The 26,256-nt window shown below is 67.4% G+C and carries 29 protein-coding genes; 11 read left to right on the top strand and 18 right to left on the bottom strand.

Annotated features, from left to right (window positions below; translation table 11 throughout):
• Window positions 1-127: 127 nt before the first annotated feature.
• Entirely contained in the window at window positions 128-610 is a 483-nt protein-coding gene (locus QO058_RS09970; RefSeq protein ID WP_137884354.1) for an Lrp/AsnC family transcriptional regulator, read from the top strand.
• Here the strand turns inward: QO058_RS09970 and QO058_RS09965 are convergent.
• Window positions 607-1,608 carry a GlxA family transcriptional regulator gene (locus QO058_RS09965; protein WP_284171861.1) on the bottom strand — a complete coding sequence of 334 codons (1,002 nt, stop codon included), beginning with the start codon at window positions 1,606-1,608 and terminating at the stop codon, window positions 607-609. The genes QO058_RS09970 and QO058_RS09965 overlap by 4 nt on opposite strands.
• Before the next feature lie 62 nt (window positions 1,609-1,670).
• Here QO058_RS09965 and QO058_RS09960 point away from each other — a divergent pair, with 62 nt between their 5' ends.
• Window positions 1,671-1,982, top strand: a complete 312-nt coding sequence (locus QO058_RS09960) for a DUF1272 domain-containing protein (protein ID WP_284171860.1) — start codon at window positions 1,671-1,673, stop codon at window positions 1,980-1,982.
• Between the two features lie 12 nt (window positions 1,983-1,994).
• Here the strand turns inward: QO058_RS09960 and QO058_RS09955 are convergent, their stop codons facing one another.
• On the bottom strand, window positions 1,995-3,164 hold the full coding sequence (locus QO058_RS09955) for a patatin-like phospholipase family protein (RefSeq protein ID WP_284171859.1): 1,170 nt from the start codon (window positions 3,162-3,164) through the stop codon (window positions 1,995-1,997).
• 218 nt (window positions 3,165-3,382) lie between these two features.
• On the opposite strand from QO058_RS09955, the gene QO058_RS09950 reads away from it, so the two are divergent.
• The 5 genes from QO058_RS09950 to QO058_RS09930 all read left to right on the top strand — a co-directional run bounded on the left by QO058_RS09950 (window position 3,383) and on the right by QO058_RS09930 (window position 6,710).
• On the top strand, window positions 3,383-4,165 hold the full coding sequence (locus QO058_RS09950; protein WP_284171858.1) for a 3-hydroxybutyrate dehydrogenase: 783 nt from the start codon (window positions 3,383-3,385) through the stop codon (window positions 4,163-4,165).
• A 10-nt stretch (window positions 4,166-4,175) separates the two neighbouring features.
• Complete coding sequence (locus QO058_RS09945) at window positions 4,176-4,922, top strand: acetoacetate decarboxylase (RefSeq protein WP_284171857.1); 747 nt, start codon at window positions 4,176-4,178, stop codon at window positions 4,920-4,922.
• Between the two features lie 72 nt (window positions 4,923-4,994).
• A complete protein-coding gene (locus QO058_RS09940) occupies window positions 4,995-5,591 on the top strand; it encodes a hypothetical protein (RefSeq protein ID WP_284171856.1) in 597 nt (198 codons plus the stop codon).
• Complete coding sequence (locus QO058_RS09935) at window positions 5,588-6,154, top strand: hypothetical protein (protein WP_284171855.1); 567 nt, start codon at window positions 5,588-5,590, stop codon at window positions 6,152-6,154. Before QO058_RS09940 ends, QO058_RS09935 begins: the two co-directional genes overlap by 4 nt.
• The gene (locus QO058_RS09930) at window positions 6,147-6,710 is read left to right on the top strand and encodes a hypothetical protein (RefSeq protein WP_284171854.1); all 564 of its coding nucleotides are present in this window, start codon (window positions 6,147-6,149) and stop codon (window positions 6,708-6,710) included. Before QO058_RS09935 ends, QO058_RS09930 begins: the two co-directional genes overlap by 8 nt.
• Here the strand turns inward: QO058_RS09930 and QO058_RS09925 are convergent.
• From QO058_RS09925 to QO058_RS09865, 13 genes are all read right to left on the bottom strand, one after another.
• Window positions 6,658-7,959 carry a hypothetical protein gene (locus tag QO058_RS09925; RefSeq protein ID WP_284171853.1) on the bottom strand — a complete coding sequence of 434 codons (1,302 nt, stop codon included), beginning with the start codon at window positions 7,957-7,959 and terminating at the stop codon, window positions 6,658-6,660. The genes QO058_RS09930 and QO058_RS09925 overlap by 53 nt on opposite strands.
• 57 nt (window positions 7,960-8,016) lie before the next feature.
• Complete coding sequence (locus QO058_RS09920; RefSeq protein ID WP_284171852.1) at window positions 8,017-9,057, bottom strand: amino acid ABC transporter permease; 1,041 nt, start codon at window positions 9,055-9,057, stop codon at window positions 8,017-8,019.
• A complete protein-coding gene (locus QO058_RS09915; protein WP_284171851.1) occupies window positions 9,054-10,217 on the bottom strand; it encodes an amino acid ABC transporter permease in 1,164 nt (387 codons plus the stop codon). Before QO058_RS09915 ends, QO058_RS09920 begins: the two co-directional genes overlap by 4 nt.
• Before the next feature lie 181 nt (window positions 10,218-10,398).
• Window positions 10,399-11,427, bottom strand: coding sequence for an amino acid ABC transporter substrate-binding protein (locus tag QO058_RS09910; RefSeq protein ID WP_284171850.1), 1,029 nt, complete (start codon window positions 11,425-11,427; stop codon window positions 10,399-10,401).
• A 125-nt stretch (window positions 11,428-11,552) separates the two neighbouring features.
• Window positions 11,553-11,879, bottom strand: coding sequence for a hypothetical protein (locus QO058_RS09905; RefSeq protein WP_284171849.1), 327 nt, complete (start codon window positions 11,877-11,879; stop codon window positions 11,553-11,555).
• Window positions 11,880-11,895: 16 nt separating this feature from the next.
• Window positions 11,896-13,434 (bottom strand): serine hydrolase domain-containing protein, encoded by a 1,539-nt coding sequence (locus QO058_RS09900; RefSeq protein WP_284171848.1) that lies wholly within the window; start codon window positions 13,432-13,434, stop codon window positions 11,896-11,898.
• Window positions 13,435-13,545: 111 nt separating this feature from the next.
• Window positions 13,546-14,280: an ABC transporter substrate-binding protein gene (locus QO058_RS09895; protein WP_284171847.1), complete on the bottom strand. Its 735-nt coding sequence runs from the start codon at window positions 14,278-14,280 to the stop codon at window positions 13,546-13,548.
• Entirely contained in the window at window positions 14,267-14,746 is a 480-nt protein-coding gene (tsaA, locus tag QO058_RS09890; RefSeq protein WP_284171846.1) for a tRNA (N6-threonylcarbamoyladenosine(37)-N6)-methyltransferase TrmO, read from the bottom strand. The genes QO058_RS09895 and tsaA overlap by 14 nt, the downstream gene beginning before the upstream one ends.
• 16 nt (window positions 14,747-14,762) lie before the next feature.
• The gene (locus tag QO058_RS09885; protein ID WP_284171845.1) at window positions 14,763-15,521 is read right to left on the bottom strand and encodes a molybdate ABC transporter substrate-binding protein; all 759 of its coding nucleotides are present in this window, start codon (window positions 15,519-15,521) and stop codon (window positions 14,763-14,765) included.
• Between the two features lie 4 nt (window positions 15,522-15,525).
• The gene (locus QO058_RS09880; protein WP_284171844.1) at window positions 15,526-16,344 is read right to left on the bottom strand and encodes a molybdate ABC transporter substrate-binding protein; all 819 of its coding nucleotides are present in this window, start codon (window positions 16,342-16,344) and stop codon (window positions 15,526-15,528) included.
• A gap of 4 nt (window positions 16,345-16,348) precedes the next feature.
• Window positions 16,349-17,194: an ABC transporter substrate-binding protein gene (locus QO058_RS09875; protein ID WP_284171843.1), complete on the bottom strand. Its 846-nt coding sequence runs from the start codon at window positions 17,192-17,194 to the stop codon at window positions 16,349-16,351.
• 31 nt (window positions 17,195-17,225) lie between these two features.
• Window positions 17,226-17,948 (bottom strand): ATP-binding cassette domain-containing protein, encoded by a 723-nt coding sequence (locus QO058_RS09870; RefSeq protein WP_284171842.1) that lies wholly within the window; start codon window positions 17,946-17,948, stop codon window positions 17,226-17,228.
• 6 nt (window positions 17,949-17,954) lie between these two features.
• Entirely contained in the window at window positions 17,955-18,656 is a 702-nt protein-coding gene (locus QO058_RS09865) for an ABC transporter permease (RefSeq protein WP_432212033.1), read from the bottom strand.
• 105 nt (window positions 18,657-18,761) lie between these two features.
• Here QO058_RS09865 and QO058_RS09860 point away from each other — a divergent pair, with 105 nt between their 5' ends.
• Together QO058_RS09860 and QO058_RS09855 are read left to right on the top strand one after the other, a co-directional pair.
• The gene (locus QO058_RS09860) at window positions 18,762-19,652 is read left to right on the top strand and encodes a helix-turn-helix transcriptional regulator (protein ID WP_284171841.1); all 891 of its coding nucleotides are present in this window, start codon (window positions 18,762-18,764) and stop codon (window positions 19,650-19,652) included.
• Window positions 19,653-19,761: 109 nt separating this feature from the next.
• The gene (locus QO058_RS09855; protein ID WP_284171840.1) at window positions 19,762-20,919 is read left to right on the top strand and encodes a M20 aminoacylase family protein; all 1,158 of its coding nucleotides are present in this window, start codon (window positions 19,762-19,764) and stop codon (window positions 20,917-20,919) included.
• An 87-nt stretch (window positions 20,920-21,006) separates the two neighbouring features.
• Here QO058_RS09855 and QO058_RS09850 read toward each other — a convergent pair whose 3' ends face one another.
• The 3 genes from QO058_RS09850 to QO058_RS09840 all read right to left on the bottom strand — a co-directional run bounded on the left by QO058_RS09850 (window position 21,007) and on the right by QO058_RS09840 (window position 23,740).
• Window positions 21,007-21,738, bottom strand: coding sequence for a DUF695 domain-containing protein (locus QO058_RS09850; protein ID WP_284171839.1), 732 nt, complete (start codon window positions 21,736-21,738; stop codon window positions 21,007-21,009).
• 80 nt (window positions 21,739-21,818) lie between these two features.
• On the bottom strand, window positions 21,819-22,556 hold the full coding sequence (locus QO058_RS09845) for a hypothetical protein (RefSeq protein ID WP_284171838.1): 738 nt from the start codon (window positions 22,554-22,556) through the stop codon (window positions 21,819-21,821).
• Window positions 22,557-22,603: 47 nt separating this feature from the next.
• Window positions 22,604-23,740 carry a DSD1 family PLP-dependent enzyme gene (locus tag QO058_RS09840; RefSeq protein WP_284171837.1) on the bottom strand — a complete coding sequence of 379 codons (1,137 nt, stop codon included), beginning with the start codon at window positions 23,738-23,740 and terminating at the stop codon, window positions 22,604-22,606.
• Between the two features lie 107 nt (window positions 23,741-23,847).
• Here QO058_RS09840 and QO058_RS09835 point away from each other — a divergent pair, with 107 nt between their 5' ends.
• Both QO058_RS09835 and QO058_RS09830 read left to right on the top strand, forming a co-directional pair.
• Window positions 23,848-25,668: an ABC transporter ATP-binding protein gene (locus QO058_RS09835; protein WP_284171836.1), complete on the top strand. Its 1,821-nt coding sequence runs from the start codon at window positions 23,848-23,850 to the stop codon at window positions 25,666-25,668.
• Window positions 25,622-26,188, top strand: coding sequence for a GNAT family N-acetyltransferase (locus QO058_RS09830; protein ID WP_347976231.1), 567 nt, complete (start codon window positions 25,622-25,624; stop codon window positions 26,186-26,188). The genes QO058_RS09835 and QO058_RS09830 overlap by 47 nt, the downstream gene beginning before the upstream one ends.
• Window positions 26,189-26,256 lie beyond the last annotated feature (68 nt).

Below are 26,256 nucleotides of genomic sequence, written 5' to 3'. Positions count from 1 at the left end.
CGCAAGCCAGCGCTCGCCAACGCTGAAAACGCAGCAAAATTGCAACCGTGACGGGAATGTCACAATCATTGCCTGCACTTCCGCTTTTGGCGGCTTCCGCTAAGTTCGCAGTGTAAGGCGAGGGAAAATGCCAGAATTCAAACTTGACGAGATCGATCGCCGCATCGTCCAAGCGCTGCAGGCGGACGGGCGGATCAGCGTGCAGGAGCTGGCGGGGAAAGTCGGGCTTTCGCCGAGTCCCTGTGCCAGGCGCGTGCGCCTGCTGGAGGAAGCCGGGATCATCGAGGGCTATGTCGCCATCGTGAACCAGGAGAAGCTCGGCCTGCCGGTCTCGGTCTTCGCCTCGATCAAGCTGGAGCGCCAGCGTGAGGAGGAACTCGACCGCTTCGCTGCGGCCGTCTCGCGCTGGCCCGAGGTCGCCGACTGCTATCTGATGACCGGGCAGCGCGACTATCTCCTGCGCATCATCGTCAGCGACCTTGCCGCCTATGAGCGCTTCCTCAAGGACAAGCTGACAAGGCTCGACAATGTCGCCTCGATCGAATCGAGTTTTGCGCTCGGGCGGGTGAAGCGCTCCTATTCGGTGCCGGTGGAGCTGGGGCGGAGCTAGCCGGCCCCTCCGTTTCCGAATCGCATCCGATACTCGCCCGGCGCGACGCCATAGCGGCGCAGGAAGGCGCGGCGCAGGCGCTCGTCGTCGCCGAAGCCGGTACGGATGGCGATCTGCTGGATGCCGATATCCGTTTCTTCGAGCAGGTCGCGGGCGAGATCGAGCCGGACCGCCTCGACGGCCTTGGCCGGGCTCATACCGGTCTCCTGCGTATAGATCCGGGCGAAATGGCGCGGGCTCATCGCCATGATGCGGGCGAGTTCCGGCACGGAGAGGTCGCCGGCAGCGTGCTCGCGCATATGAGCGTGCAGGCGTTCGAACCGGCCCGACGCATCGCGTGACTGGCGCTGCAATTCGCCGCTGAACTGCGACTGGCCGCCCGGGCGCTTGAGGTAGAGCACGAGGTCGCGCGCCAGATTGAGCGCCGCCTTGCGTCCCAGGTCCTCCTCGACCATGGCGAGCGCCATGTCGATGCCGGTTGAGACGCCCGCCGAGGTCCAGATCCGGCCATTGCTGACGAAGATCGCGTCCGGCCGGACAGTGGTCGCCGGGTGGGCCGCGCCGAGCCGCTCGGCATATTGCCAATGTGTCGTCGCCTCGCCGCCATCGAGCAGGCCGGCGGCAGCCAGGATGAAGGCGCCCAGGCAGATCGAGCCGAGCCGGCGCGTCTTGCCGCTTTGATCGCGCAGGAAGGCGAGCAGTGCGGCCGAGCCGGCCGCGTCCAGCGCCGAGCGGCCACCTGAGACCAGTAGCGTATCGATCGGCTGTGCTGCGGCTTCGGCCAGTGAAACACTCGGCAGCGGCACGCCGGCATCGGTCTCGACCGGGCCGCCATTCTCCGAGGCAAGGGTGATCTCGTAGACAGCGCTGCCATCGGCGCGCTTCGCGTCGTTGAAAACCTGCAGCGGCCCGGTGACGTCGAGCAACTTGGTGCGCGGGAACAGCACGATCACGAGGCGGATCGGCGTCGTGGCAGCCATGGCAGGAAACGAGGTCATCTTGTCATTTATGACATCGCCTGATCATGGCATCCATTCCCCGTTAGGAGAGGAACGACGCCATGCTGCAACTTCGGCCGAACTGCGAACTCTGCGACTGCGACCTGCCGCCAGCCTCGCTGGAGGCGCGCATCTGCAGCTATGAGTGCACTTACTGCGCGGAGTGCGCCGAGAAGACGCTCGAAAATGTCTGCCCGAGCTGCGGCGGCGGCTTCGTGCAGCGGCCGGTCCGCCCGGTCGGCGATTGGGGCGGGCTCGGGCTCGGGCTCGCCAATCGGCCGGCCGCGACCGAACGCCATCACTCGCAGTGGACGGAGCAGCAGCGGCGCGAGCGCACCGAACTGCTGCGCAACGTGCCGCCGCAGGAACGCTGACGGGGCTGTGGCTCAGCGCCGCTCGAAATCGCGGTGGACGTCGTGGGTGACGATGCCGGCTCCGTCCGGCGGGATCGTCAGCCAGTCCTTGCGGGTCAGCGTCTGCTTGGTGTCCTCATAGCCGGAATGCCAGTGATCCTTCATCGAGGTGCGCGAGAACTCGTGGTCCTTGGCGTGGCTCTCATAGGTTTTCTGCTGGTAGATCAATTGCAGGATGGTGTGCTCGGGGATCAAGGCGAGTTCGTCGCGGAGCTTGCGGTCCTCCTCGCTCAGGGCGTCCTCGGGGATATGGGTCAGGGCTTCATGGGTCTTCTTCTTCCAGCCTTGCAGCGTCTGGAAGAGGTCGGTGACCATGCGGGTGCGCGAGGAGTACATGATGTCCTTGTGGCGGCCCATTACGTCCTGCATCGTGCGCGGGATCGGGCCACGCGACGAGAACAGATCGACCTGGAAGATCAACGAGTTCAGCGTGTCCTCCTGGGCGAGCAGATGCGACAGCGGCGTGTTTGAGACGATGCCGCCATCCCAATAGTGCTCGGTGCCGATCTGCACGGTCGGGAAGGCCGGCGGCAGGGCGCCCGAGGCCATGACGTGCTCGGGCGTGATCTCTTCCATCGTGTTGTCGAAATAGACAAAATTGCCCGAGAGCGCGTTGACGGTGCCGACGGAGAAATGCGTGCGCTTCGCGTTGATCAGGTCGAAGTCGACCAGCTCCAGCAGGGTCTCGCGCAAGGGCGAGGTGTCGTAGAAGCTGGTCGCGTCAGTGGCGCCGGCCGGTGCGAGCCAGGCGCTGGTGCGACGCGGCTCGAAGAAGCCGGGCTGCCCGAGCACCGTGGTCATGAAGGACGAGGTCGCATTGCGGGCCGGGCGAAAGACGTCGCCCTCGGGCGTGAACCACCAGACCTTGCGGTCGGTGATGCGGTTCCAGAAGGTCTCCAGCCGCTCGAGTCGGCGATCGCGCGGATTGCCGGCGATCAGCGCGGCATTGATCGCACCGATCGAGACGCCCGAGACCCAGTCCGGGGCGATATCGGCCTCGTGCAGCGCCTGGTAAACCCCGGCCTGGTAGGCGCCTAGCGCTCCCCCGCCCTGGAGCACGAGCGCGACGCGGTCGCAACGCTCCGGGCGCCAGCCGAGATGGCGCTCGGAGGAGGACGGGGACGGCGCAAAAGGGGCGTTCATGGCGCGGTTTCCGTTCGCTCGGTCTTTGGGGAGAGCTGGATTTCACCCATGTCTGAGGGGTGGGCGGTGACAGGCATGTGACGCGGGCAGGGTTGGATATCGGTGTCACGTCCCCGTCAGACAAGCTTCATCGCCCCGTCAGCTTGCTCTTCCACCTCAGCGGCATGGACCTTGCGACGAAGCATCGCGTCGTGTCCTCGCGGCTGGGAGATCAGAGCATGCTCAAGGGCAAGACTGCCGTCGTCACCGGCTCGACCTCAGGCATCGGGCTCGCGATCGCCCGCGCCTATGCAGCCGAGGGCGCCAATATCGTCATCAACGGCTTCGGCGAGCCCGCTGCGATCGAAAACGAGCGCGCCGGCATCGAGGCCGATTTCGGGGTGAGGGCGCGCTATTCGCCGGCCGACATGGCCCATGGCGGCGCGATCGCCACGATGATCGCCGAAGCTGAGGCCGAATTCGGCAGCGTCGACATCCTGGTCAACAATGCCGGCATCCAGTTCGTCGCGCCGGTCGAGGAGTTCCCGGTCGAGAAATGGGATGCGATCATCGCGATCAACCTCTCCGCCGCTTTCCACGCCATCCGCGCCGCGTTGCCGGGAATGAAGCAGCGCAAATGGGGCCGGATCATCAACACGGCTTCAGCCCATGCGCTGGTCGCGTCGCCGTTCAAATCGGCCTATGTCGCCGCCAAGCACGGCATCGCCGGGCTGACCAAGACGGTCGCGCTCGAGGCGGCGACCTTCGGCGTCACCGCCAATGCGATCTGCCCCGGCTATGTCTGGACGCCCCTGGTCGAGAAGCAAATCCCGGAGACCATGGCGGCGCGCAATCTCACCAAGGAGCAGGTGATCAACGACGTGCTGTTGCACGCCCAGCCGACCAAGCAGTTCGTCACCAGCGAGGAGGTTGCGGCGCTCGCTGTCTTCCTCGCCTCCGATGCGGCAAAGTCGATCACCGGCGTCATCCTGCCGGTCGATGGCGGTTGGACCGCGCAGTAAGGACGTCGCCATGAACCGCAAAGACATCCTCGACCTGCCCTCGATGCCGCTCGCCGGGCCGAGCTATCCGGCCGGGCCCTACCGCTTCATCGACCGCGAATACATGGTGATCAGCTACGAGACCGATCCGGAGCTGATCCGCCATCACCTGCCCGAGCCGCTGATGCCGATCGCGCAGCCGGTCGTGCATTACGAATGGATCAAGATGCCGGATTCCTCCGGCTTCGGCACCTATACCGAGACAGGTATCGTCATCCCCTGCCTGTTCGGCGAAGAGGAGGTCAGCTTCGTCTCGCAAATGTATCTCGACATCGAGCCGCCGATCTCGGCCGGCCGCGAGATCTGGGGCTTCCCGAAGAAATACGCCCATCCCAGGCTGGAAGTGGTCAAGGACACGCTGACCGGCACGCTCGAATATGCCGGCCAGCAGGTCGCCATGGGCACGATGGGCTACAAGCACGAGAGCCTCGCCGGCAACGGCGTCAAGACCACCGCGATGCTGACCAAGACGCAGGTCAACCTCAAGATCATCCCCGGCGTCGATGGCGAGCCGGAGATCTGCCAGCTCGTCGCGCTCAACCTCACCGACATCACGGTTAAGGGCTCCTGGATCGGTCCGGGCCGGCTGCACCTGATCCCGCACGTCAACGCGCCGGTCGCCGACCTGCCGGTGCGCAAGGTTCTGGGTGCGCATCATTTCATCGCCGACCTGACGCTGCCCTTCGGCCGCAAGATCCACGACTACATGAAGGGTTGATACCGCGGGTTGCGCTCGCGGCTCCGCCCACTATCTTGCCGCGCCGGGGGCGCGAAGGATTTCAGGGCGCGCATGATTGTCTCCTGGCTGGCGAAATTGCGCCAAGCGGTCGGTTCGAAGCTCACAATCGGGATCGGCGGATTGCTGGCGCTCGCCATCACCTCCGGCCAGAGCCTGCTCGAGGCGCTGGAGCCTCCGGTCCTGCCGGCGCTCGTCGCCGGCGCGCCGCTCGATGCCGGCCGCTGGCGCATCGCGCTGCACGAGGCCAAGCTGACGACGCAGTCGCGGCCAGATGGGCCGCCGGCGCCCGATGGCACGCAGTTCCTGGCGCTCGATCTCGACATCGCCAATCGCAGCTCGGAAACCGACAATACCTTTGCGCGCATCCTCACCGTCGATCCGCAGGTCGAGGGCCTGCAGCCCAGTCCGACCTTCTGGCTGATGCGCGACAAGGCGATGCTGAGCGCGCTGCAGCCCGGACTGCCGGAGCGCGTGCGAGTGATCTGGCGGCTTGCGCCTGGCGCGAAGGCGCCGGAGCGATTGCGCCTCGTCGTCAACGGCGAAACCTTCAAGCCGCGCGACAACCTCTTCGCGGCACCGGGCTGGTTCAATCGCAAGCCGATCGCGGCTGCGACCTTGCCGGTCGTCCGTGCCGAGGTGAAGCCGTGAGCGGCGCTTTCGCCAAGCTCGGCGCGCTCATGCTGGCCGCGATGCTGCTGGTCGGCATGCAGCGCTACACGCCGGGCTATGCCGAGATCACCGGTCCGATCCCGCTCAAGGGCGATCTCGGCGAGACGCTGGCCGGCCGTGGCTTCACGGTGCGGGGCGACAAGGTGCTGCTCGCCGAGACGCTGCGCTTCATGGCCTATGGCCGTGAGGTCGAGCGCAATACGGGCGGTATCTTCGCGCTGGTGATCGCAAGGCTCGAAGCGCAACCCGCCTCGGTCACGATCGGCAGTGCGATCTGGCGCAGTGCGCAGGGGGCTCGTTTCGTCGTGAGCCCGCGCTTTCAGGGAGCGCCACGGCTGCTCGGAACCGACCGGCTCGAGCCCGGCCTGCCGCAGCGCGGTGTCTTCATCTTCGAAGTGTCGCGCGAAGCTGTTGCAGGCGCGACGCTGTTGGTGGCGGCCTCGCGCTGGCCGCGGCTCGATACGCAGGCGGAAATCGCGCTGCCCGCGACGCTGGAGGCGCCTGCGCCGGTCCTCGACCTGAGTGAGCTCGCCTATGAGTGACATCGTCTTTTCCCCCGGCGCGGCGCGAGCGCGGCGTCTCGGCCTATGGGCGCTGCTGCCGGCGCTGGCTCTCGGTCTTTTCCTGCAATCCTATGAGAACGCCTGGGAGTGGTGGCGCTCGCGCGAGCTGTTCGCGCGGCAGGTCCCGGCCAGTGCCGCGGCGAACCTCGGAGGCGCCGAGTGGAAGCTGGTATCGCTGCGCCGCGTCGGCGAGCGCTCGGACGGCCGGGCCGTGATGCTGCTCGACATGGAAGCGGTGGTGCGTGATCCCGCAGCCTCCGCGGTACTGCCGTGCAAGCTGGTGCTGGAGGCGCAGGATGGCAGACGCTGGTCGCCGCAATTCCTGACGCCCAGCGAGGTCAACCGGTTGCCCGAGCGCCGCGGCCAGACCATTCCAACCTGCACCCAAGCGCTGGCGAGCAAGCCGGCGGCCGGTGCGACGCTCAGGATCAGCGAAGGCTTCGTCCTCCCGGCCGGGATGGCCGGAGAGGTCAGGCCGGTGCTCAGCCTGCCGGCCGGGCGGCCGGATTATCTGCGCTTTGAGGTTCCGGGCTAGCGCTGTCCCGGCTTTGTGCGGCGACGGCGCTCTCCATCACTGCCGCAAGCAGGCAGATGCGCAGGCTCTCGACCAGGATGCCGCCGCGGATCTCGCTGGGGCCGCCGAGCAGGAAAGCGATGAGGTTGGCGATCAGCTGCCAGCTGTCGAGATCGAGCGGGCCGATCAGGCGGGTGAGGCCGATCCAGAGCCAGGCGGCGGCGAAGCCGATGAAGCGATAGCCGATGACGAGTGCGATCAGCACGGAGAGGCTGGCGCCGAAGGCGAGGCGGACGCTGTTCACGACCGGCAGATAGCGCGAGCGGTAGCCGCCGATGAAATGCTCGGCGAAGTCGCGGGCGAATTTCGGGGCTGCCTGCCAGCGCGCCAGGGCTGCAGCGGCGCGCCGGTCACGGGCCAAGGCCGAGGGATCCTTGGCGTCGTAGCCATAGATCGTCGCGGCCATCAGCAACCAGACCAGCGGCAGCAGAGCGTAGAGGAAGAGGCTCTGCAGGCTGGTACTCAGCGCTGGTTCGGCGAGGTCGATCGCCTCCGGCATCGCCGCCTGCGCCTTGCCGACCAGCGCGAGCGTCCAGTCGTGCATAAGCCTAAGATAGGGCAGCGCGACGGTCTTGAGCCAAGTCCAGGCCGTGTCCTTCCAGCGCGACAATGCGTAGAGGCCGACGAAGATCCAGTTGGCGTCGCAGGCGATCACCAGGAACTGCCAGAAGGGAGAGGGCCGGTGCCCCTGAGCCGCCTTGGCGAGCTTGCGCACGAGCCAGGCCAGGCCGATGGCGAGCACGAACCAAAGCGAGAGCGGGACGTCGAGGACATTGACGCGCTCGCCGAGGCCGGCGGCGGCGAGTGCCCTGACCGAATAGTCGCGGACGGTGTCGCCGAGAAAACCCCAGGCAGCGTAGTAGGCGAAGAACGGGACGAGGGCGAGCGAGACCAGGCTGATCACGGCGCGCGCTCCGGCCGGCTGCGGCGCGTCGGATTGCGGGCCGGAGCCGGCGACCTGCAAGGCCGCCACCGCCGGCAGACAAGGCCGCAAGGCGACGAACATCAGCACGGTGACGATAAGTTTGGCGAGCACCAACAGCGCCAGCACGGCGAAGCCGGCGAGACTGTTGAGGTAGCCGAGCTTGACCGCAAGCGGCAGTAGGAGCTCGTTGGCGATCGAGCCGAGCGTCGCGAGCAGCAGCAGGACGGGCCAGGCCTGGCGCCAGAGCCGGACGAAGAGGCGGGCGAGGCCGGCGATCTCTTGCATGGGCTGCGTTTTACAGGCTCTGCCCCGAAGAGAGAACCCTCCGGGACCGATCAGGGCCTATCGCTGCCGCTCCATGCTGCGGCTCCAGCGCGAGAGCGCAAAGCAGATCAGCCAGTAGAGGCCGCCGGAGAAAACATAGGCCTCCATGTTCATGCCGACCCAATTGGGATCGGCGAGCGAGGCCTGGGCGATGCCGAGCAAATCGAGGATCGAGACGACGAGGACGAGCGTGGTGTTCTTGACCAGCGCGATGAACTCGTTGGTGATCGCCGGCAGCGAGATGCGCAGCGCCTGCGGCAGGATGATGAACCAAGTCGCCTTCCAGTAGCTCAGGCCGAGCGCGGTCGCGGCCTCGCGCTGGCCCTTCGGCAGCGCCTGCAGGCCGCCGCGGACGGCTTCGGCCATATAGGCGGCGATGCAGAAGCCGAGACCGATCACGGCGCGCGCCAACCGGTCGACGCCGATGCCGGCCGGCATGATCAGCGGCAGCAGCAGCGAGGCCAGGAAGATCACCGCGATGATCGGCACGCCGCGCCAGAACTCGATGAACAGCACCGAGATCAGCTTGACCACCTTGAGCTCGGATTGCCGCCCGAGCGCGAGCAGGATGCCGAGCGGGATCGCGATCAGGCTGGCATAGATCGAGATGAAGACGGTCAGCATCAGCCCGCCCCATTCGCGGGTCTCGATCGCACGCAGGCCGAAGCCGCCGCCGAGAAGCCAGACGCCGAGCGGCGGCAGGACGACGAGCGCGGCGAGGCCGAGGCTCAGCTTCAGCCGCTTCGGCGCGAAGACGATCGCTGCGCCGGACAGCGCGAAGGCGAGACCGGCGAGGTTCGGCCGCCAGCGTTCCTCTATCGGATAGAACCCGTACATGAACTGGCCGAAGCGCGCCTTGACGAAGACCCAGCAGGCGCCGGTGCCGGTGCAGTCGTTGCGAGTCTGGCCGTTCCAGGTCGCGTCGATCAGGGCCCAGCGGATGATCGGGACGGCGATCCAGGCGATCAAAGCGGCGAGCAGCAGCGTCACCACGGTGATGGTCGGCGTGCCGAACAGGCGTTCGCGCCAGCTCGTGGAGAGGGTTGCGGCGGCTCTCATCGGGTCACCAGCGCGATGCGGGCATTGTACCAGTTCATGAAGGCGGAGACGGCGAGGCCGATGACGAGATAGACAGCGAGCGTCATGGCGATGATCTCGATCGCCTGGCCGGTATTGTTGAGCGCCGAGCCCATGAACAGGCTGACCACGTCGGGATAGGCGATGGCGGCGCCGAAGGACGAGTTCTTCAGCACGTTGAGATACTGGTTGGTCATCGGCGGCGTCATCACCCGCAGCGCCTGCGGAATGGTGACGAGGCGCAGTGTCTGGGCGGGACGCAGGCCGAGTGCGCCCGATGCCTCGATCTGGCCGTGCGGGACCGACTGGATGCCGCCGCGCACGATCTCGGCGATGAAGCCGGCGGTGTAGGTCACGAGCGCCGCCAGCAGCGCGACGAATTCGGGAATGACGACGAAGCCGCCGCGATAGTTGAAGCCGCGCAGTACCGGGATGTCCCAGCGCGTCGCCAGCGTCGCCCAGGCGAGTGCCAGCACGGGGACGAGCAGGAGCAGGAAGAGGCCGACGCTCAGCACAGGCGCGTCCTGGCCGGTCGCCTCTTTGCGTCGCCTGGCCCAGCGCAGGAAGAGCCAGTGCAGCAGGCAGGAGATCGCGATCGCGATGAAGGCGTATCTGAAGCTCGCGCCGGCATCGGGGAGCGGGATGGTCAGGCCGCGATTGTTGAGGAAGGCGACGCCGAAGACCGAAAGGCTCTCGCGCGGCGCCGGCAGTGCGGCGATGACGCCGAAATACCAGAACAGCACGAAGAACAGCAGCGGGATGTTGCGGACGAACTCGACATAGGCGCCGGCGATGGCCTGAACCAGCCAGATCGAGGAGAGCCGGGCGATGCCGATCAGGAAGCCGAGTGCCGTCGACAGCACCAGCGCGATCACCGTCACCAGCATCGTGTTGGCGACGCCGGCCCAGAACAGCGCGAGGATGTTGTCCGACTGGGTGTAGTTGGTCAGGACGAAGGGCACCTCGATGCCGGAGGTGCGCCAGAGGAAGTCGAAGCCCGAGGCGATGCCGGCCTGGACCATGTTCTGCGAGGCGTTGCGGATGAAATAGACCAGCAGCGCCACGAGGCCGATCAGCAGCGCCGCCTGGTAGAAGACGTCGCGGACGCGCTTGTCGTTGATGAAGGCGAAGGCCTTGGCCACGGTGCTGGAGCTCGCTGGGATCGCCTGAGGAGCGGCCGTCATTCCGGCCGGAGCGAAGCGGAGTGCCGGGAATCCGTCGTAGGATTCCGGCGCTCTACGATGGCTTCCGGAGCTGTGTCGCCTCGCGGCTTGTCCGGAATGACGGCGGCTCAGATGTCGAGGCCGAGCCGCCGCTCTGCTCTCACTGGAACGGCGGGGTGAAGAGCAGGCCGCCCTTGGTCCAGAGCTGGTTCTGGCCGCGCTCGAGCTTCAGCGGCGACTCGAGGCCGACGGTGCGCTCATAGCTCTCGCCATAGTTCCCGACCTGCTTGATCGCCTTGTACATCCAGTCGTCGGCCAGGCCCATCATCGCGCCGAAGCCGCCCTCGGCGCCGAGCAGGCGGCGGACCTCGGTGTTCTTCGAGTTGGCCTTCATCTCGTCGACGTTCTTGGAGGTGACGCCGAGCATCTCGGCGGCGATGGTGCCGTTCAGCACCCAGCGCACGATCAGCTGCCAGCGCTCATCGCCGTAGCGGGTGACCGGGCCCTGCGGATCGTTCGAGATCGGCTTGGTCAGGATGGTGTGGTCGTCCGGAACCTTGAGCTTGGCGCGCTGGCCGGCGAGGGCGCCGACGCCGGCGGTGTAGGCGTCGCAGCGGCCGCTGTCATAGGCGGTGATGGCGTCGTCGTTCTTCTGGAAGTTGGTGATGGTGACCTTGAGGTTGCGCTCGCGGAACCAGTCGGCGGCGTTCTTCTCCTCGGTCGAGCCGGCGGCGACGCAGACCGAGGCGCCGTCGAGCTCCTCGGCCGACTTCACATTGGCCTTCTTGCGGACGATGAAGGTCTGGCCCTCGTAGAAGTTGATGCCCTGGAAGTTCAGGCCAAGCGTGGCGTTGCGCGAGAAGGTGATGGTCGAATTGCGCGAGAGCACGTCGACCTGGCCCGATTGCAGGATCGGCCAGCGCTGCTGCACCGAGGTCGGCGTGTACTTCACCTTGGTGGCATCGCCGAGCACGGCGGCGGCGAGCGCGCGGCAATAATCGACGTCAAGACCGGTCCACTCGCCCTTGTCGTTGGCGAAGGAGAAGCCGGGCAAGCCGAGATGGACGCCGCATTCGAGATGGCCGCGTGCCTTGATGGCGTCGAGCGTCGGGCTCGGGGCCAGCTGCTGCGCGGAAGCGGCGAGGGTGCCGGCGGCGAAGAGCGCCGCGGCGAGAACAAAGGTCTTCATGTGCGTTCCCCAGTCTGCGTCGGCGTAGCGCCGCGTTGGGGGCGACTATGCAACAGCCTGACCGGGGAAGGTAAGGGGGTGTTTGCTGTTTCCTGCCAAAGGCTGACGTCAGCAGCGCCTGCGGTCTACCAGCCGCGCTGGGCCTTGATCGCCTGCTTCTGCATGTCCTTCTGTTGGCGCCAATAGTCCTTCTGCGTATCGATCTGCATGCGCTGCCAGTCGCGAATGCGGTCCTTGCGCGAGGTCGCGTCGCGATAGTCGTTCCAGTCGTAATGGTCGTCATGGACATCGTCGTCGCCCAGCGCATCGAAGAACTTGCGCAGCGCCGAGCGGGCGGGCTCGACCGGCAGGGCGGAGGCTACCTTCGGCAGCGGTGTGAACGCCGGCGCGGCCGAGGCGTTGGAGCCGATGGCAAAGGCGATGGCAAGCAACGGGATAGCGGTACGGATCATGATGATGCTCCTCCTGTCACTGGGCCGCGCGGGCGAAGGAATGCGGCAGTTCAGGGCTGAGCCAGCGCATCTGCCCGATCTTGCCGGCAGCGTCGGTCTCGAAGCGCAGCCGGGTAAGGGGCTCGCCGCCGGACATCTCGGCCGGCGCGACGAAGGCCCCGGTCGGCGCCAGCCGCGCCTGGAACAGGTAGGGGTCGTCCCTGTTCGGCTCGAGCAGGATCTGCGCCTCGGTCTTCTCCAGCGTGAGGTTAAGCTTGCCCTCGGTGAGCGCGACGGTGGCGTCGCCGAGGATCGGCGAGGCGTAGCTGCCGGCGAAGGCCGCCGCGATCGGCGACAAACGCCCGGGCACGAAGCCCGCCGCCTCGGCCTGCGCCGCCTCTCGACGGCCTTTTGCACTGGCGGCCGCGAGCGCGATGTTATCGACGGCCGGGTTACCGAGCACGCGATCGTAGAACCACATCGCCAGCGCGTCGGGCATGCCGCCATTCTCGAGATTGGTCAGGATGACGATGCCGGTCCTGGCGTCGGGCAGGAAGCCGGCATGGGCGCCGAAGCCGGCGGTGCCGCCATTATGCCAGATGATCCGGCCGCGCGGCGTCGCGGTCGCGACCCAGCCGACGGCATAGCTGGTGCGCTCGTTCATGGCGACGCGCGGCATCCAGGTGATGTCGAGATTGGCCTCGGAGACCAGGATCTTGCCCTCGAACTGGCCGCGGCCGAGCTGCAGGCGCAGCCACTTCGCCATGTCGGGGATGTTCGAATTCAGCGCCCCGGCCGGGCCGAGCGCATAGGGGAAGGACGGGTGGAAGGGCACCGCGACCGGCTTGTCGGCGAGGCGATGTCCCTGGGCGTGGTTCGGAGCGGCGGTGATCGCCTCCGCCGTAGCCGTGGTCGCGTTCATGCCGAGCGGGGCCAGCAGGGTCTTCTGCAGCGAGTCGAACCAGGACGGCGCTGCGTTGACCTTGGCGATGATCTCGCCACCGACGACATGCGGGATGTTGAGATAGCGGAAATCGGAGCGGAACAGGCCGAGCTGCGGGGCGGCGCGCAGCGAGCGGATCAGCGTCTGCTTGTCGTAGCCGAGCATTGTGAGCGCGTCGTTGACGTAAGCCGTCAGGCCGGAGCGCTGGGCGGCGAGGTCGAGCACGCGGAAATCGCGGGTGACCCAGGGGTCGGCGAGCTGAAACTCGGGGACATGGTCGATGACCGGATCGCTCCAGCCGAGCCGGCCGGCATCGACCGCCTGCGCCAGCGTCGTGGCAAGGAAGGCCTTGGTCGTCGAGCCGATCTGGAAGATCGTCTCCGGCGTGACCTGCTCGGGCTTGCCGAGTTCGCGGACGCCGAAGCCCTTGGTGTAGATCAGCTTGTCGTCATGGACGATGCCGACGGCGACGCCCGGCACCGAGAAGGCCTTCATGCCCTCGGCGACCTGCTTCTCGAACTCCGGCAGCAGCGCTTCGATCGCGGCTTGCGCCGGCTGCTGTGCCTCCGCTTTCGTTACGCCGGAGAGGGCCGCGATGCCGAACAGGAGCGCGGCTCCGATAAAGCGCTTCATTCAATATCCCCCGGGGCATCGACAAGGCCAACAGATCACGTGACCGGAAGCGGGCCCGCCCGCCGGCGGCGCGACGATCTCACGCCATGTTCTGACCCTAGGTAAATCGGATCAGGAGATTGTGACGGGATTGGCGCCTTCGCCGGGGCGCCGCTCAGCCCGGCAGGAAGGCGAGGCGGCGTTGCGAGTGCCGAGGAAACTTAGTGTCTCGACATTGATCGAGCCGCCGAGCCCGGTCTCGAGCCCGCGCGGGCCTCGGGCATAATAGACGCTCGGGCGCTTCTCGGCGGGGATCGCGGCGATGCGGTCGCGGATGGTAGCGAAACTGTCCTCGCACCAGCGCGCCAGCGTCTCGGCGCGCGCGCTGCGGCCAGTGAGCTGGCCGAGGATGCGATAGCTCGCCGGGGTCTCGCTGAAACGGCCGTCGAGCAGGGCATAGGGGATCCCGGTCTGCTGCTGCACGCGCTCGGCGAGCTCGACATAGGTGCGGCCGGTCGAGCCGGAATCGATGATCAGGTCCGGCTTGGCCTGCAGCACGGCTTCAAGATTGGCGCTGTTGCCGCGGCCGGTGATGCGGCCGATCTCCGGCCGGTCGCCGATGCCGGGCAGCAGGAACTCGCGTTCCTCCGGCCGGTTGGCGCGCGGCCAGCCGATGAGAAGATCGGGAGCGAGCGTGTAGATCAGGATCGCCGCCGGCGGGCCGGCCGGAAAGATGCGCTCGACCTTGCCGGGAATCGGAATGTCGCGGCCGGCGCCGTCACGGATGGTCGCGGCACGGGCAATGCGAGGGGCGGCGATCGTCGCGCCGAGGCCGGCGAGGACGCTGCGGCGGTCAGGATGCGGCATGGGAGGTTTCCGTCGTGCCGTGCGAGTGGCTGCAGCGATGCGGCTTGATGTCGATGAGCGGCGTGCCGTCCAGACAGTCGAGCCCGCGCACCAGCAGGGCGCCGTCCTCGACGCCTTCGAGCTTCACCCGCGACAGCGCGATCGGGTTCGGGCGCACCGGCGAGCGCAGCGCAAAGGTGCCGAGCGTGCCGCCCCCGCGCGGCGTCTGCGTCAGCAGATCGCGCCTGGCTTCGTGCATCCAGTAAAGCAGATCGAGTTCAGCGAAAGCTTCGATGCCCTTGAGCGCCGCCTGCCAATGCGGGTCGATCTCGACCCGGCAGAGTGGCCCGTCCTGATCACCCTGGCGCGGGCAGTCGTCGCGCGTCGCGAAGGGCGTGCGGATGCGGCCGATGAAGACGAGGCGGGCATCGCTGCGCTCGGGCAGGGGCGCTTCGGTTTCGCCCGGCCGGGTCGCTTGCCAATCCATGATGGTGCCCTTCCCGCTATCTCGCGCGCGGCAGGCCCGGCGCGGCGAAGCCATGCCGGGCCAGGATCGCCTGCCCCTGCGGCGAGAGGATGTACATGGCGAGCCGGTAGCCGTTCGGCGAGGCCCTGTTCAGCACCGTCAGGCCGTAGTCGGCGTTGACTGCGAGCTGTTCTGGCAGGCGCAGCATCGCGATCCCCGGTTGTTCCTTCGCAAGCGGCTGGGCGTTGGTGCAATAGGCCAGGAAGATGTCGGCCTCGCCGCTCGCCAGCTTGTGACCGTAGACGTTGTGCCCTTCCGGTGCCGGCAGGCACTCCGGTCCGCCGGTCAGCTTCAGCGCCTTGGTCTCCAGCGCGGCCTTGGCGCCGGGCTTTATCGCCTCTGCCCTGGAGAAGACGGCGAAGGCGTAATCGCCTGATGGATCGGCTTTCGGCGTCGAGGTGCCTAGCTTGATCGTGGGGTCGAGCATCAGTTCGAGCAGGTCGGCGCTCGTGGCCGCCAGCCCCGGCCGCAGGAAGGCGCAGAGCTCGTTGCGGGCGAAGAGCACGGCCGGGCCGGCTAGCCCGGCGCGTGCCAGCGCCTGCGGATGCTCCAGATTGGCCGAGGCGAAGACCTCGCCGGCCTCGCCTCTGGCAAGCCGGTCCCTGAGCAGGCCGGAGGCGCCGAATTGCGAGGAGACGGGAACGCCCGTCTCGTTTTGGAAAGTGTCGGCGATATCGAGCAGGGCGCCGCGCAGGCTGCCGGCGGCGTGCAGGCTCACCGAGGCTGGCGCAGTCAAGATCTCACTTCCCCTCGCGTGGCAGGCTAGGCGCGACGAAACCGTGCCGCGCCAGGATGCGCTGCCCGTCGGGCGAGAGGATGAACATCGCCAGCCGGTAGGCGTTCGGCGAGGCGCCGTTCATCACCGTCAGCCCGTAATCGGCGCCGACCAGCAGTTTCTCCGGCAGCCGGACCATGCGGATGCCCGGCTGCTCGCGGGCGATCGGGTCGGCATTGGTGCAATAGCCCAAGAAGAGGTCGGCGGCGCCGGTCGCCAACAGATGGCCGGTGCCGTTGCGGTCGGGCGGGGTCGGGGCGCTGTTCGGGCCACCGACGAGCTGCAGCGCCTTGGCCTCCAGCGCCGCCTTGGCGCCGGCTTTAAGCTTCTCGGCCTTGGCGAAGACCTGCCAGGCATAGTCGCCGGACGGGTCGGCCTTCGGCGTCGAGGTGCCGAGCTTGACCTTGGGATCGAGCATGCGCGCGAGCAGCGTGTTGCTGGTCACGTCGAGCCCCGCACGCGCGAAGGCGCAGGTCTCGTTGCGCACGAAGAGCACGACCGGGCCGGCCTTGCCGTCCTTCGCCAGTGCGAGCGGATGGTCCATGTTGGCGGAGGCGAAGACCTCGGCCGGCTCGCCCTTGGATAGCGCCTCGCGGAGCAGGCCGGAGGGGCGGAAGCTGGTCGTAACCGGAATGCGTGCCGAGGCTTCGAAAGCCTTGGAGACCTCGGTCAGGGCATTCTTCAGGCTGCCGGCGGCATGGAGCAGCACCGGCTTTTCAGCCTGTTGCGGCGGGGCGAGCGCCGGCCACAAGCTGACGAAGGCGGCGAGTGCGAGCCTGCGCATCGGCTCAGGCGCCCGCCTGGCCGGCGTTCGGGAAGAAGAGCTGCTGGCCGTCGATCTTGTAGTCGGCGATCGCCTTCTGGCCTTCCGGGCTGGTCAGCCAGTCGGCGAAGAGCTTGCCGTCGGCGACCTTTACATGCGGGTGCTTGGCTGGGTTCACCGACATCACGCCGTACTGGTTGAACAGGCGCTGGTCGCCTTCGACCGAGATGACGAGATCGCCGCGGTTCTTGAACGAGATCCAGGTGGCGCGGTCGGAGAGAACATAGGCGCCCATCGCGCCGGAGGTGTTGAGCGCCGCGCCCATGCCCTGGCCGATCTCGCGGTACCAGGGGCCCTTCTGCGCGGCGATGTCGATGCCCGCGACCTTCCAGAGATTGAGCTCGGCGGCATGGGTGCCGGACTTGTCGCCGCGCGAGACGAAGGGCGCGGCCTTCTCCTGGATCTTTTTCAGCGCCGCGACGATGTCCTTGGTGCCGGCGACGCCGGCCGGATCGCTCTTGGGACCGATCAGGACGAAGTCGTTGTACATCACCGGGCGGCGCTCGGTCGAAAAGCCCTCCTCGACGAATTTCAGCTCCTGCGCCCTGGCGTGGACGAAGACGACGTCGGCATCGCCGCGGCGGGCGGTATCGAGCGCCTGGCCGGTGCCCTGCGAGATGACGCGGACCTCGATGCCGGTCTTGGCCTTGAACAGCGGCAGGATGTGGTTGAACAGGCCGGAATCCTGGGTCGACGTCGTCGAGGCCACGGTGATGAAGCGCTCGCCGGCCGGCGCCTGGGCGAGAGCGATGCCGGTCAGGCCGAGGAAGAGGCCGGCGGCGAGGAGGGAGCGGCGGGGCAGGGCGGTCATCGGGCGTTTCTCCTGTTATTGTCGTTGTGGTTCACCAGAGCAGCTCTCCTGCCAGGAAGGCGCGGGCCTCGGCCGATTGCGGGCCAGCGAAGAAATCCCTGGCGCGCGTGTCCTCGATGAGGCGGCCGCGATGCAGGAAGAGCACGCGGTCGGCGAGGCGGCGGGCCTGGCCGAGATCATGGGTCGACATCATCACGGTGATGCCCTCGGCGACGAGGCCGGAGAGCAATTCCTCGATCTGGCGCGTCGCGGCAGGGTCGAGCTGCGAGGTCGGCTCGTCCAGGAAAAGTAGCTCCGGCCGGAGCGCCCAGGCGCGGGCGATGGCGAGGCGCTGCTGCTCGCCACCGGAGAGCAGGCGGGCCGGCTGGCTGGCGCGCTCGGCGAGGCCGAAGTGCTGCAGCGCCTGGGCTGCGCGAGCCTTGCGCTCGGCGCCATTGCTGCCGGCGGCAGCGAGTGCATGGGTGATGTTGGCCTCGACCGAGCGGCGCAGCATGATCGGCTTCTGGAAGACCATGGCATGCCGCTTGGCGCGGCCGTCGGCTCCGGCGGCCCAGCGCACCGCGCCGCGGCTTGGCGCCAGCAGGCCGTGACAGAGGCGCAGCGTCAGCGACTTGCCGGCGCCGTTCGGCCCGAGCAGCACGGTCAAGCCCCCGGCCGGGATGGTGAAGCTGTTGGGCTCGACCAGAAGCTTGCCGTCGCCGGAGAAGGCGGCGGCCTCGACGGTGAGCGGCAGGATCGAGGTTGCGCTCAGCATGACGGCTCACCCGGCATAGCGCGCGCCGATCCGGCTTGCGCCGAAGGCGATGGCGTTGATGGCGAGGGTCAGCGAGAGCAGGACGAGTCCGAGGCCGAGCGCCAGCGGCAGGTCGCCCTTCGAGGTCTCCAGCGTGATCGCCGTCGTCATGGTGCGGGTGTAGCCGGCGATGTTGCCGCCGACGATCAGGACGGCGCCGACCTCGGCGCTGGCCCGGCCGAAGCCGGCGAGCAGCGCCGTCGCCAGTGCAAAGCGCCCGTCGAAGAGCAGGGTCGGGATGGCGCGCAGGCCTTCAAGGCCGACCGAACGCAGATGGTCGCGATACTCGCTCCAGAGGTCCTCGATCACCTGCCGGGTCAGCGCGATCACGATCGGCAGGACGAGGATTACTTGCGCGATGATCATGGCGGTCGGCGTGAACAGCAGGCCGAGCGGCCCAAGTGGGCCGGAGCGCGAGAGCAGCAGGAAGACGGCAAGGCCCGCGACAACTGGGGGCAACCCCATCAGCGCGTTCAGGCAGACGATGATGGCGGAGCGGCCCGGAAAACGCGCCAGTGCCAGCGCCGCGCCGAGCGGCAGGCCGATCAGCGCCGCGATCAGCACGGCGGTGAGCGTCACGCGCAGCGACAGGAAGACGATGCCGAGGAAGCCGGGATCGAGCCCGACCACCAGCGCAAATGCCGCCTGAAAGATCGCGCCGACGTCCAAAGCCTGCTCCCGCGCGCTCGCCTTGAGATTGCAAGCATTTGCAATTGGTAGAGTTCAATGCGACGAAATGCCAACAACGTAACCAACGCAGGCAAACGCAGGCTGATGCAGGATCAGGTCTGGCTTACGACAGAAGAAGCGGCCTCATACCTCCGCCTCAAGGACCGCAAGCTCTACGAACTGGTCGGGCAGGGGGCGGTGCCCTGCACCAAGGTCTCCGGCAAATGGCTGTTCCCGCGCGCTGGGCTGGATCGCTGGCTCGAAGCAGGGCTGGCGTATCCCGCTGGGCTCGAAGCGGCCTCGCCGCCGCCAATCGTTGGCGGCAGCCAGGATTCGCTGCTGGAGCTCGCCATCCGCGAATCCGGCTGCGGCTTGGCGCTGCTGGCCGAGGGCTCGCAGGCCGGGCTCGACCGGCTGGTGCGTAACGAGGTCGCGATCGCCGCGCTGCACCTGCATGCCACGCCGGATGACGACGCTGCCAATCTCGCGGCGATCCGGGCGGAGGTCTCGCTGCACGATGCGGTGGTGATCAATTTCGCCCGGCGCGAGCAGGGGCTGCTGGTCGCGCCCGATAACCCGCTCGGGATCGACGGTCTCGGCGCGGCGGTCGCGAAGGGCGCCCGCTTCGCCCAGCGCCAGCGCGGCGCCGGGGCGCAATTGCTGCTGCTGAGCCTGCTCGAACGTGCCGGGGTTCCGTCGGGGCGGATGGTCGTCGCCGACGGGACCTGCGCCACCGGCCAGGACCTGGCGCTGGCGATCCGCTCCGGGCGGGCCGATTGCGGCGTCGCCGCGCGCGCCATCGCCACGGCCTTCGGCCTCGCCTTCCTGCCGCTGGTCTGGGAGCATGTCGATCTGGTGCTGCGCCGGCGGAGCTATTTCGAGCCGGCGACACAGAAGCTGCTCGCCTGGATGCGTGGTCCTGACATGGCGGCGCGGGCGAGCGAGTTCGGAGGCTACGACCTCTCGATCAGCGGGAGCGTGCGGCTGAACCGCTGAGTTTCGGGCACTCGCGAAACAAGCTTGCAAATCGACCGGGCAATTGCAGCGCCTCTTGCGCCATCATCGAAATAGTGTTCGGGCCGGATACAGCAGGCGAGGACAGCCCGTGACGATTGATCTCGACACACTCGTGCAGGAGATGACCGGCTGGCGGCGCGACCTGCATGCCCATCCGGAATTCGGCTTCGAGGAGACGCGCACCAGCGCCTTCGTCGCGAGCAAGCTGCGCGAGTTCGGCTTTGACGACGTCGCCGAGGGCGTCGGCGGCACCGGAGTCGTCGGCACGCTGAAGCGCGGCAGCGGCAACCGGGCGATCGCGCTGCGGGCCGACATGGACGCCTTGCGTATTCCGGAGCAAGGCGAGCTGCCGCATCGCTCGCAGAACCCCGGCGTCATGCATGCCTGCGGCCATGACGGGCACACCGCCATGCTGCTCGGGGCCGCGAAGCTGCTGGCGACTGATGGCGGCTTCGACGGCACCGTGCGCTTCGTCTTCCAGCCGGCCGAGGAGTGGGGGCGCGGCGCGCTCGCCATGCTCGATGACGGATTGCTCGAGCGCTTCCCGTTCGAGGAGATCTACGGGCTGCACAATGCGCCGAGGCTGCCGGTCGGCCAATTCCAGACCCGGACCGGGCCGATCATGTCAGCGGAGGACAATTTCGAGATCGTCCTCACCGGCGTCGGCGGCCACGCCGCTCGCCCGCATGTCGGCAACGAGACCCTCGTCGCCGCCTGTGCCCTGGTCACCAGCCTGCAGACCATCGTCTCGCGCCGCCTGAGCCCGGCGCAGATCGCCGTGGTCTCGGTGACGGAACTGATCACCGACGGCACCCGCAACGCTCTGCCGGGACAGGCGCGCATCCTCGGCGATGCCCGCAGCTTCCACCCCGAGGTCAGCGCCGAGATCGAGGCGCAGATGCGGGTGATCAGCGAGGGCATCGCCCGCGCCTATAATGTCGAGCAATCGGTGAGCTACACGCGCGAATTCGTGCCGCTGCTGAACCAGCCGGCCCAGACGGAAGCGGCGCTGGAAGCTGCGCAGGCCGTGCTCGGCTCCGAGAATGTCTCCGTCGTCTCCGAGCCCTTCACCGGCTCGGAGGATTTCGCGCGCTTCCTCGCCCATGTGCCGGGCTGTTTTTCCTTCGTCGGCAATGGCGACAGCGCGCCGCTGCACAATCCGCGCTACGATTTCGACGATGCCGGCCTGATCCACGGCGCGCGCTTCCACGCCGAGATCGTCAGGCGACGGCTGGCGGTGGGGTGAGGTTGGAGGACGTGACGGACGTTTACGGTGCGATCCTAAGTTGATCTTGGTGCAGTCAACTTCTGGCCCTGCAGGCATCAGAACTGGTCAACTGACCACTTCGCAACCCCACCCGTCATAGGTTCCGCCCAGCTCCTTAACGCGGCGCGCAATGGGAACGACCACGTCATCAATGGCGTCGGGCTGATCAGCTCGTTCGAACCTCAGCATCACAGAGCCGCCGCCGACCTCCGGTTCAGAGACCGTGAAGCCCTGCCCGCCTAAAAGCTCTCGCAAGCTTGCTGCTGCGTGCGCGTTCGGCAGATAGGCGAGGTGATCGATAGGGCGCGCTTTAGAAAGCGCATCTCCGTGCTTTGCGAGATTGTCGGTGACCCTGCGGTTCAAGATGCGTTGCATGTCGTCAGCCGATGGATGGAGGAAGTTGAAGTAAGTCTCCCATTCGGGGTCGAGCCGCGCTCCCGTTTGAAATTCATAATCCGGGTAATCTGCCATCACCTCCTCAATGGAGGCCAAGAAAGCCGTCGTATCACTCGTATAGAAATAGAAGTCCCGATTGCCGCTTGATGTGTTTCGCCCGGTATAGGTTGTGATGCCGTTCGCAGCCACGCGCTCAATCAGAGCATCCTCCAATTTCAAGAGGACCGCGAACTCTTCGCTGCTCGACAGACCGTCCTCTCTTGGCTGCCGCATGAACACGCGCACATATCCCATATGCGGTTGATTCTTCACCGGCGCAGTCTTGGCCAGCCCCAAATCGGCATAAATTGAGGCAGGCTGGTTATCGATTAGGAGCGGATAGAAATCCCAATTATCGCTCACTGAATTTCTCCTGGCAGTGTCACCGCACCTTATTTGGAGGATTAGCCCATGTAATGTCGGCTACCTTCTCGAAGCGCCCCTCAGCCTCGCTCAAACCTCCGCCAAGCACAAACCCGATGCACAAACTCACGGTCGCGCTCGGCCTCGCCAAAGGGCGCGACCGGCCAGAGCCAGCTTTCGTCCTCCTTCGGCAGCTCGACGCCATAGGTCAGGTCGAGCCGGTCACGGAGCGCACCTTCGCGGTCGCGCTCGACCATCTCGACATCGCTGATCAGGCAGACATGGCCCTTGAAGCGGGCGAGGTCGTCGAGATGCCAGGCGATGCAGCGCGCCGGCAGGTTCGCAGGCAGCGCAGCGGCTCGGGCGGGATTGTCCTCGAGCCAGTCGGCCACCGGCCAGGCGAGTTGCGAGAGCAGATTGGCCGAGACGACAAGGTCGACGCTATCGTCGTTGACTAGATCGGCGAGCGGGTCCTGCCGGCCGTCCGCCTTGCCGGCGAGCCAGGCCATCGCGCCGGTGAGGTCGCGGGTAAGGAGGCTGACCTTCGCTTGCCGCCAGAGCTTCAGGCGCAGCAGCGGCAAATGGACGATGTCGACCAGCACGACCTCGTCGAAGCTCGCGCAGAGCGCCTCCAGCGGGATGTCGCGTGCGGGGCCGGAGCCGAGCACCACCGCCTTGCGGCGGCGTGGGAGTGCGGCCGCGACCTCAGCGATGATGGCGCGGCAGCGGGCCTGATGCGGCTCCCAGGCCTTGCGCTGGCGCCGGCCGCGCGACCAGAGCGATATGCCTTCCTTCAGCAGGCCGAACCGGCGCGCCATTGGCGCGGCCGGGGTCAGGGCTCGCAGCGCCAACTCTGCCAGCACGACTAGTTGAGCGCCCCGCGCCCTGCGACAGGCCAGACCGCCTCGACATGCGCATCCGGCCCTGAGAGCCCGCGCACGCAGACATACCAGTCGTGCAGGTTGACGGTCGGGTCGCAATGGCCGGGCACGAGTAGGACTCGGTCGCCGCGATGGGGCACCGCGACGGGGTCGCCGGTCAGGATGCCGTGCTCGTCGGACGGCTTGGTGTAGATCACGCCGTCGCGCTGCCAGGGCACCGGCATGCCGGAATCGACCGCGGCCGCCTTGTGGCCGGCATCGACGATGGCGCGGTCCGGCACCGGCTTGCTCATCACCCCGGCGAGCACGAAGAGCGCATGCTGGAAGGTGTGGAAGGGCGTGCCGTCGGCCATGCGGTTGCGGGAGTAGTCGGCATCCATGAAGATGTAGGAGCCGCATTGCAGCTCGTTCCAGATGCCGGAGCGGCTCTCCAATTCGAACGTGCCGGTGCCGGCCCCGCCGACGGTTTCGCAGGCGAGTCCGGCCTGAGCGAGGCGCTCGATCGCATTGCGCGTGAGCAGGCCGGCGCGCTCGATAGCTTCGCTGCGCTCGTCGATCGAGCGCATGTGCTGGGCCGAGCCGTGATAGGCCTGAACGCCGTGGAAGCGCAGCGTGTTGCTGCGTGCCACCGCCTCGGCGAGCCGCACCGCCGCCTCGCCGGGGGCGACGCCGCAGCGCCGGCCGCCAATGTCGAGCTCGACCAGCACATCGAGCACGACGTCGTTACGCGCCGCCGCTTCGGCCGCCTCATGGACTCCGTCGAGATGGTCGACGCAGAGCCCGATGCGGGCGTCGCGGGCAAGCTTCGCCAGCCTGTCGAGCTTGCTGGCCCCGGCGATCTCGTTGGTGACCAGCACGTCGGTAACACCGCCGGCGACCAGGATCTCGGCCTCGCTGACCTTCTGGCAGCATTGTCCGACCGCGCCATGGGCGATCTGGCGCATCGCGATCTCGGGGCTCTTATGCGTCTTGGCATGCGGGCGCAGGCGCACGCCGCTCGCCTCGGCGAAAGCCGCCATGGTGACGAGATTCCGCTCGAAGGCGTCGAGATCGATGATCAAGGCGGGGGTGTCGATCTCGGCGAAGGACTGTCCGGGCCGAGCCGGCGGGGTAAGGGGCATGGGCGCTCATATCTGGGGAATCAATCTGCGGCTATCGGACGTCAGGTTCTTGTCCGGAGCAAGACCGGCAGTGGCGCTCGCATGGCGGCCATGTTAGGCCGCGCCCCATGAAGATCGGCCGCGTCACCGACGACACCCTTGCGCTCTTTGCCCGAGTCTGGCGCGAGCGCGGACGGCAATACCTGCCGCAAATGCTCACCATCCTCGCCCTCGTCGTGGTCATCGCGGCGACGACGAGCTTCTATCCGCTCCTGATCAAGGCGGCCTTCGACGCCTTCGCCGACCCGATCGGGGCCGAGGCGACCGGCTTCGTGCGCCGGATGGAGCGGCTGGTCTCGAAGTCGATCAATATAGAGATCGGCGTCGTCAATGCCGTCGCCGTGGTCGTGGTGATCGTCACCGCGATCAAGGGCTTCTCGCTGCTGACGCAGACGGTGATGACCAACAGCGTCGTCAGCCGGATAGAAGCGGACATGCAGAGCGCGCTCTACGATCATCTGATCGACGCCGATCTGGCGCAGCTGCAGCGGGAGAACCCCGCCTCGCTGACCCAGCGCTTCACCACCGACTTCACCTTCGTCAAGGAGGCGTTGACGCGTCTGGTCAACATCGCGATCCGCGACGTGATGACGGCGATCGCGCTGGTCGGCGCCATGCTCTGGATCGACTGGAAGATGACCGCCGTCGTGCTCCTGATCGCGCCGATCGTCGCGCGGCCGATCGGCCGGATCGGCAAGAAATTGCGCCGGATGGCGGCCTCGCAGCAGGAGCAGACCGGCCTCATGGCGAGCCTGGTCACCGAGAGCCTGCAGGGCGCGCGCGTCGCCAAGACCGATTCGCTCGAGCCCTATCTGAAGGGGCGTGCCGCTGCCGCCTTCGAGACGATCCGGGCATTGAAGATGAAAGCGGCGAATGCGCGCGGCCGGCTCGATCCGCTGCTCGAGGTTGCCGGCGGCATCGCGGTTGCCGGCGTGCTCGCCGCGATCGGCGTGCGTATCACCTCGGGCAGTTCCACCGTCGGCGACTTCACCGGTTATGTCTCGGCGCTACTGCTGGCGGCACAGCCGATGCGCTCGCTCGGCAATCTCAACGCCATCGTGCAGGAGGCGGGCGCCTCGCTGAAGCGCTACTACGCGCTGATCGACGAGAAGTCGCTGATCACCGAGCGCCCCGATGCCAAGCCTCTGGCGGTCACGGGTGGCGAAGTCGCCTTCCGCGACCTGCGCTTCCGCTATCGCGACGACCAGCGCGGGCTCGAGGGCATCGACCTCGTCGCCGAGGCCGGCAAGACCACGGCGCTGGTCGGCCGCTCGGGTTCAGGCAAGTCGACCATGCTGGCGCTGGTGCCGCGGCTCTACGATCCGACCGAGGGCAAGGTCGAGATCGACGGGCAGGACACCCGCGACGTGACCTTGCACAGCCTGCGCAGCCAGATCGGCGTGGTCAGCCAGGACGTGGTGCTGTTCGACGATACTGTGCGCGCCAATATCGGCTTCGGCCGCCCCGGCGCCAGCGAGGCGGAGATCGTCGCCGCGGCCAAGGGAGCCGCGGCGCACGACTTCATCATGGCGATGCCCGATGGCTATGAGACGCGGGTGGGCGAGCGCGGTTCGCGCCTCTCCGGCGGCGAGCGCCAGCGCCTCGCCATCGCCCGCGCCATCCTCAAGGACGCGCCGATCCTGCTGCTCGACGAGGCGACGTCAGCGCTCGACACCCAGTCGGAGCGGCTGGTGCAGCAGGCGCTGGCCGAGCTGATGAAGGGCCGGACCACGCTCGTCATCGCGCACCGGCTCTCGACCGTGCGCGAGGCCGACCAGATCGTCGTGCTCGACGAGGGCAGGGTGGTCGAGACCGGCGATCATGACGGGCTGATCGCCCGCGATGGCACCTATGCGCGGCTCTACCGTTTGCAGTTCGCGGAGGGCTAGAGCCATTCGCCTGGAGACGGAACGCCTGATCCTCGATTTGCACGGCACCGAGCATTTCGAGCCGCTTTGCCAGATGTGGGGCGATGCGACGGTCGTGCATCATATCGGCCAGCCCTCGACGGTCCAGGAGGCGTGGATGCGGCTGCTGCGCTATCGCGGGCTCTGGCCGCTGCTGGGCTATGGCTATTGGGCGCTGACCGAGAAGGCGAGCGGCCGCTTCGTCGGCGATCTCGGCTTCGCCGATTTCCACCGGGCGGTCGAGCCGCCGATCCGCGGCATACCAGAGGCGGGCTGGGTGCTTGCGACATGGGCGCATGGCCGCGGTTTCGCCAGGGAAGCGCTGACGGCCGCGCTCGCCTGGCTTGATGGACAGACCGCGCATCAAAGCTCCGTCTGCTTGATCGCGCCGGGGAACGAGCCCTCGCTCCGGCTCGCCCGGGGGGCCGGCTTCCGCGACGAGCGCACGGTCGGCTTCCTGGGGCATGACACGGTGCTGCTCAGACGCGACCGGCCCGCGTAGCGCTGAGGTAGAGCTCCGGCACCAGCACAAGCATGCCGGGTATGCACAAGCGGCGGGCGGCTGCTGAC

It is taken from the genome of Bosea vestrisii (genome assembly GCF_030144325.1).
Lineage (GTDB): Bacteria > Pseudomonadota > Alphaproteobacteria > Rhizobiales > Beijerinckiaceae > Allobosea > Allobosea vestrisii_A.
The sequence above is the reverse complement of the archived record's forward strand: the minus strand, read 5'-3'. Positions and strand labels throughout refer to the sequence as shown.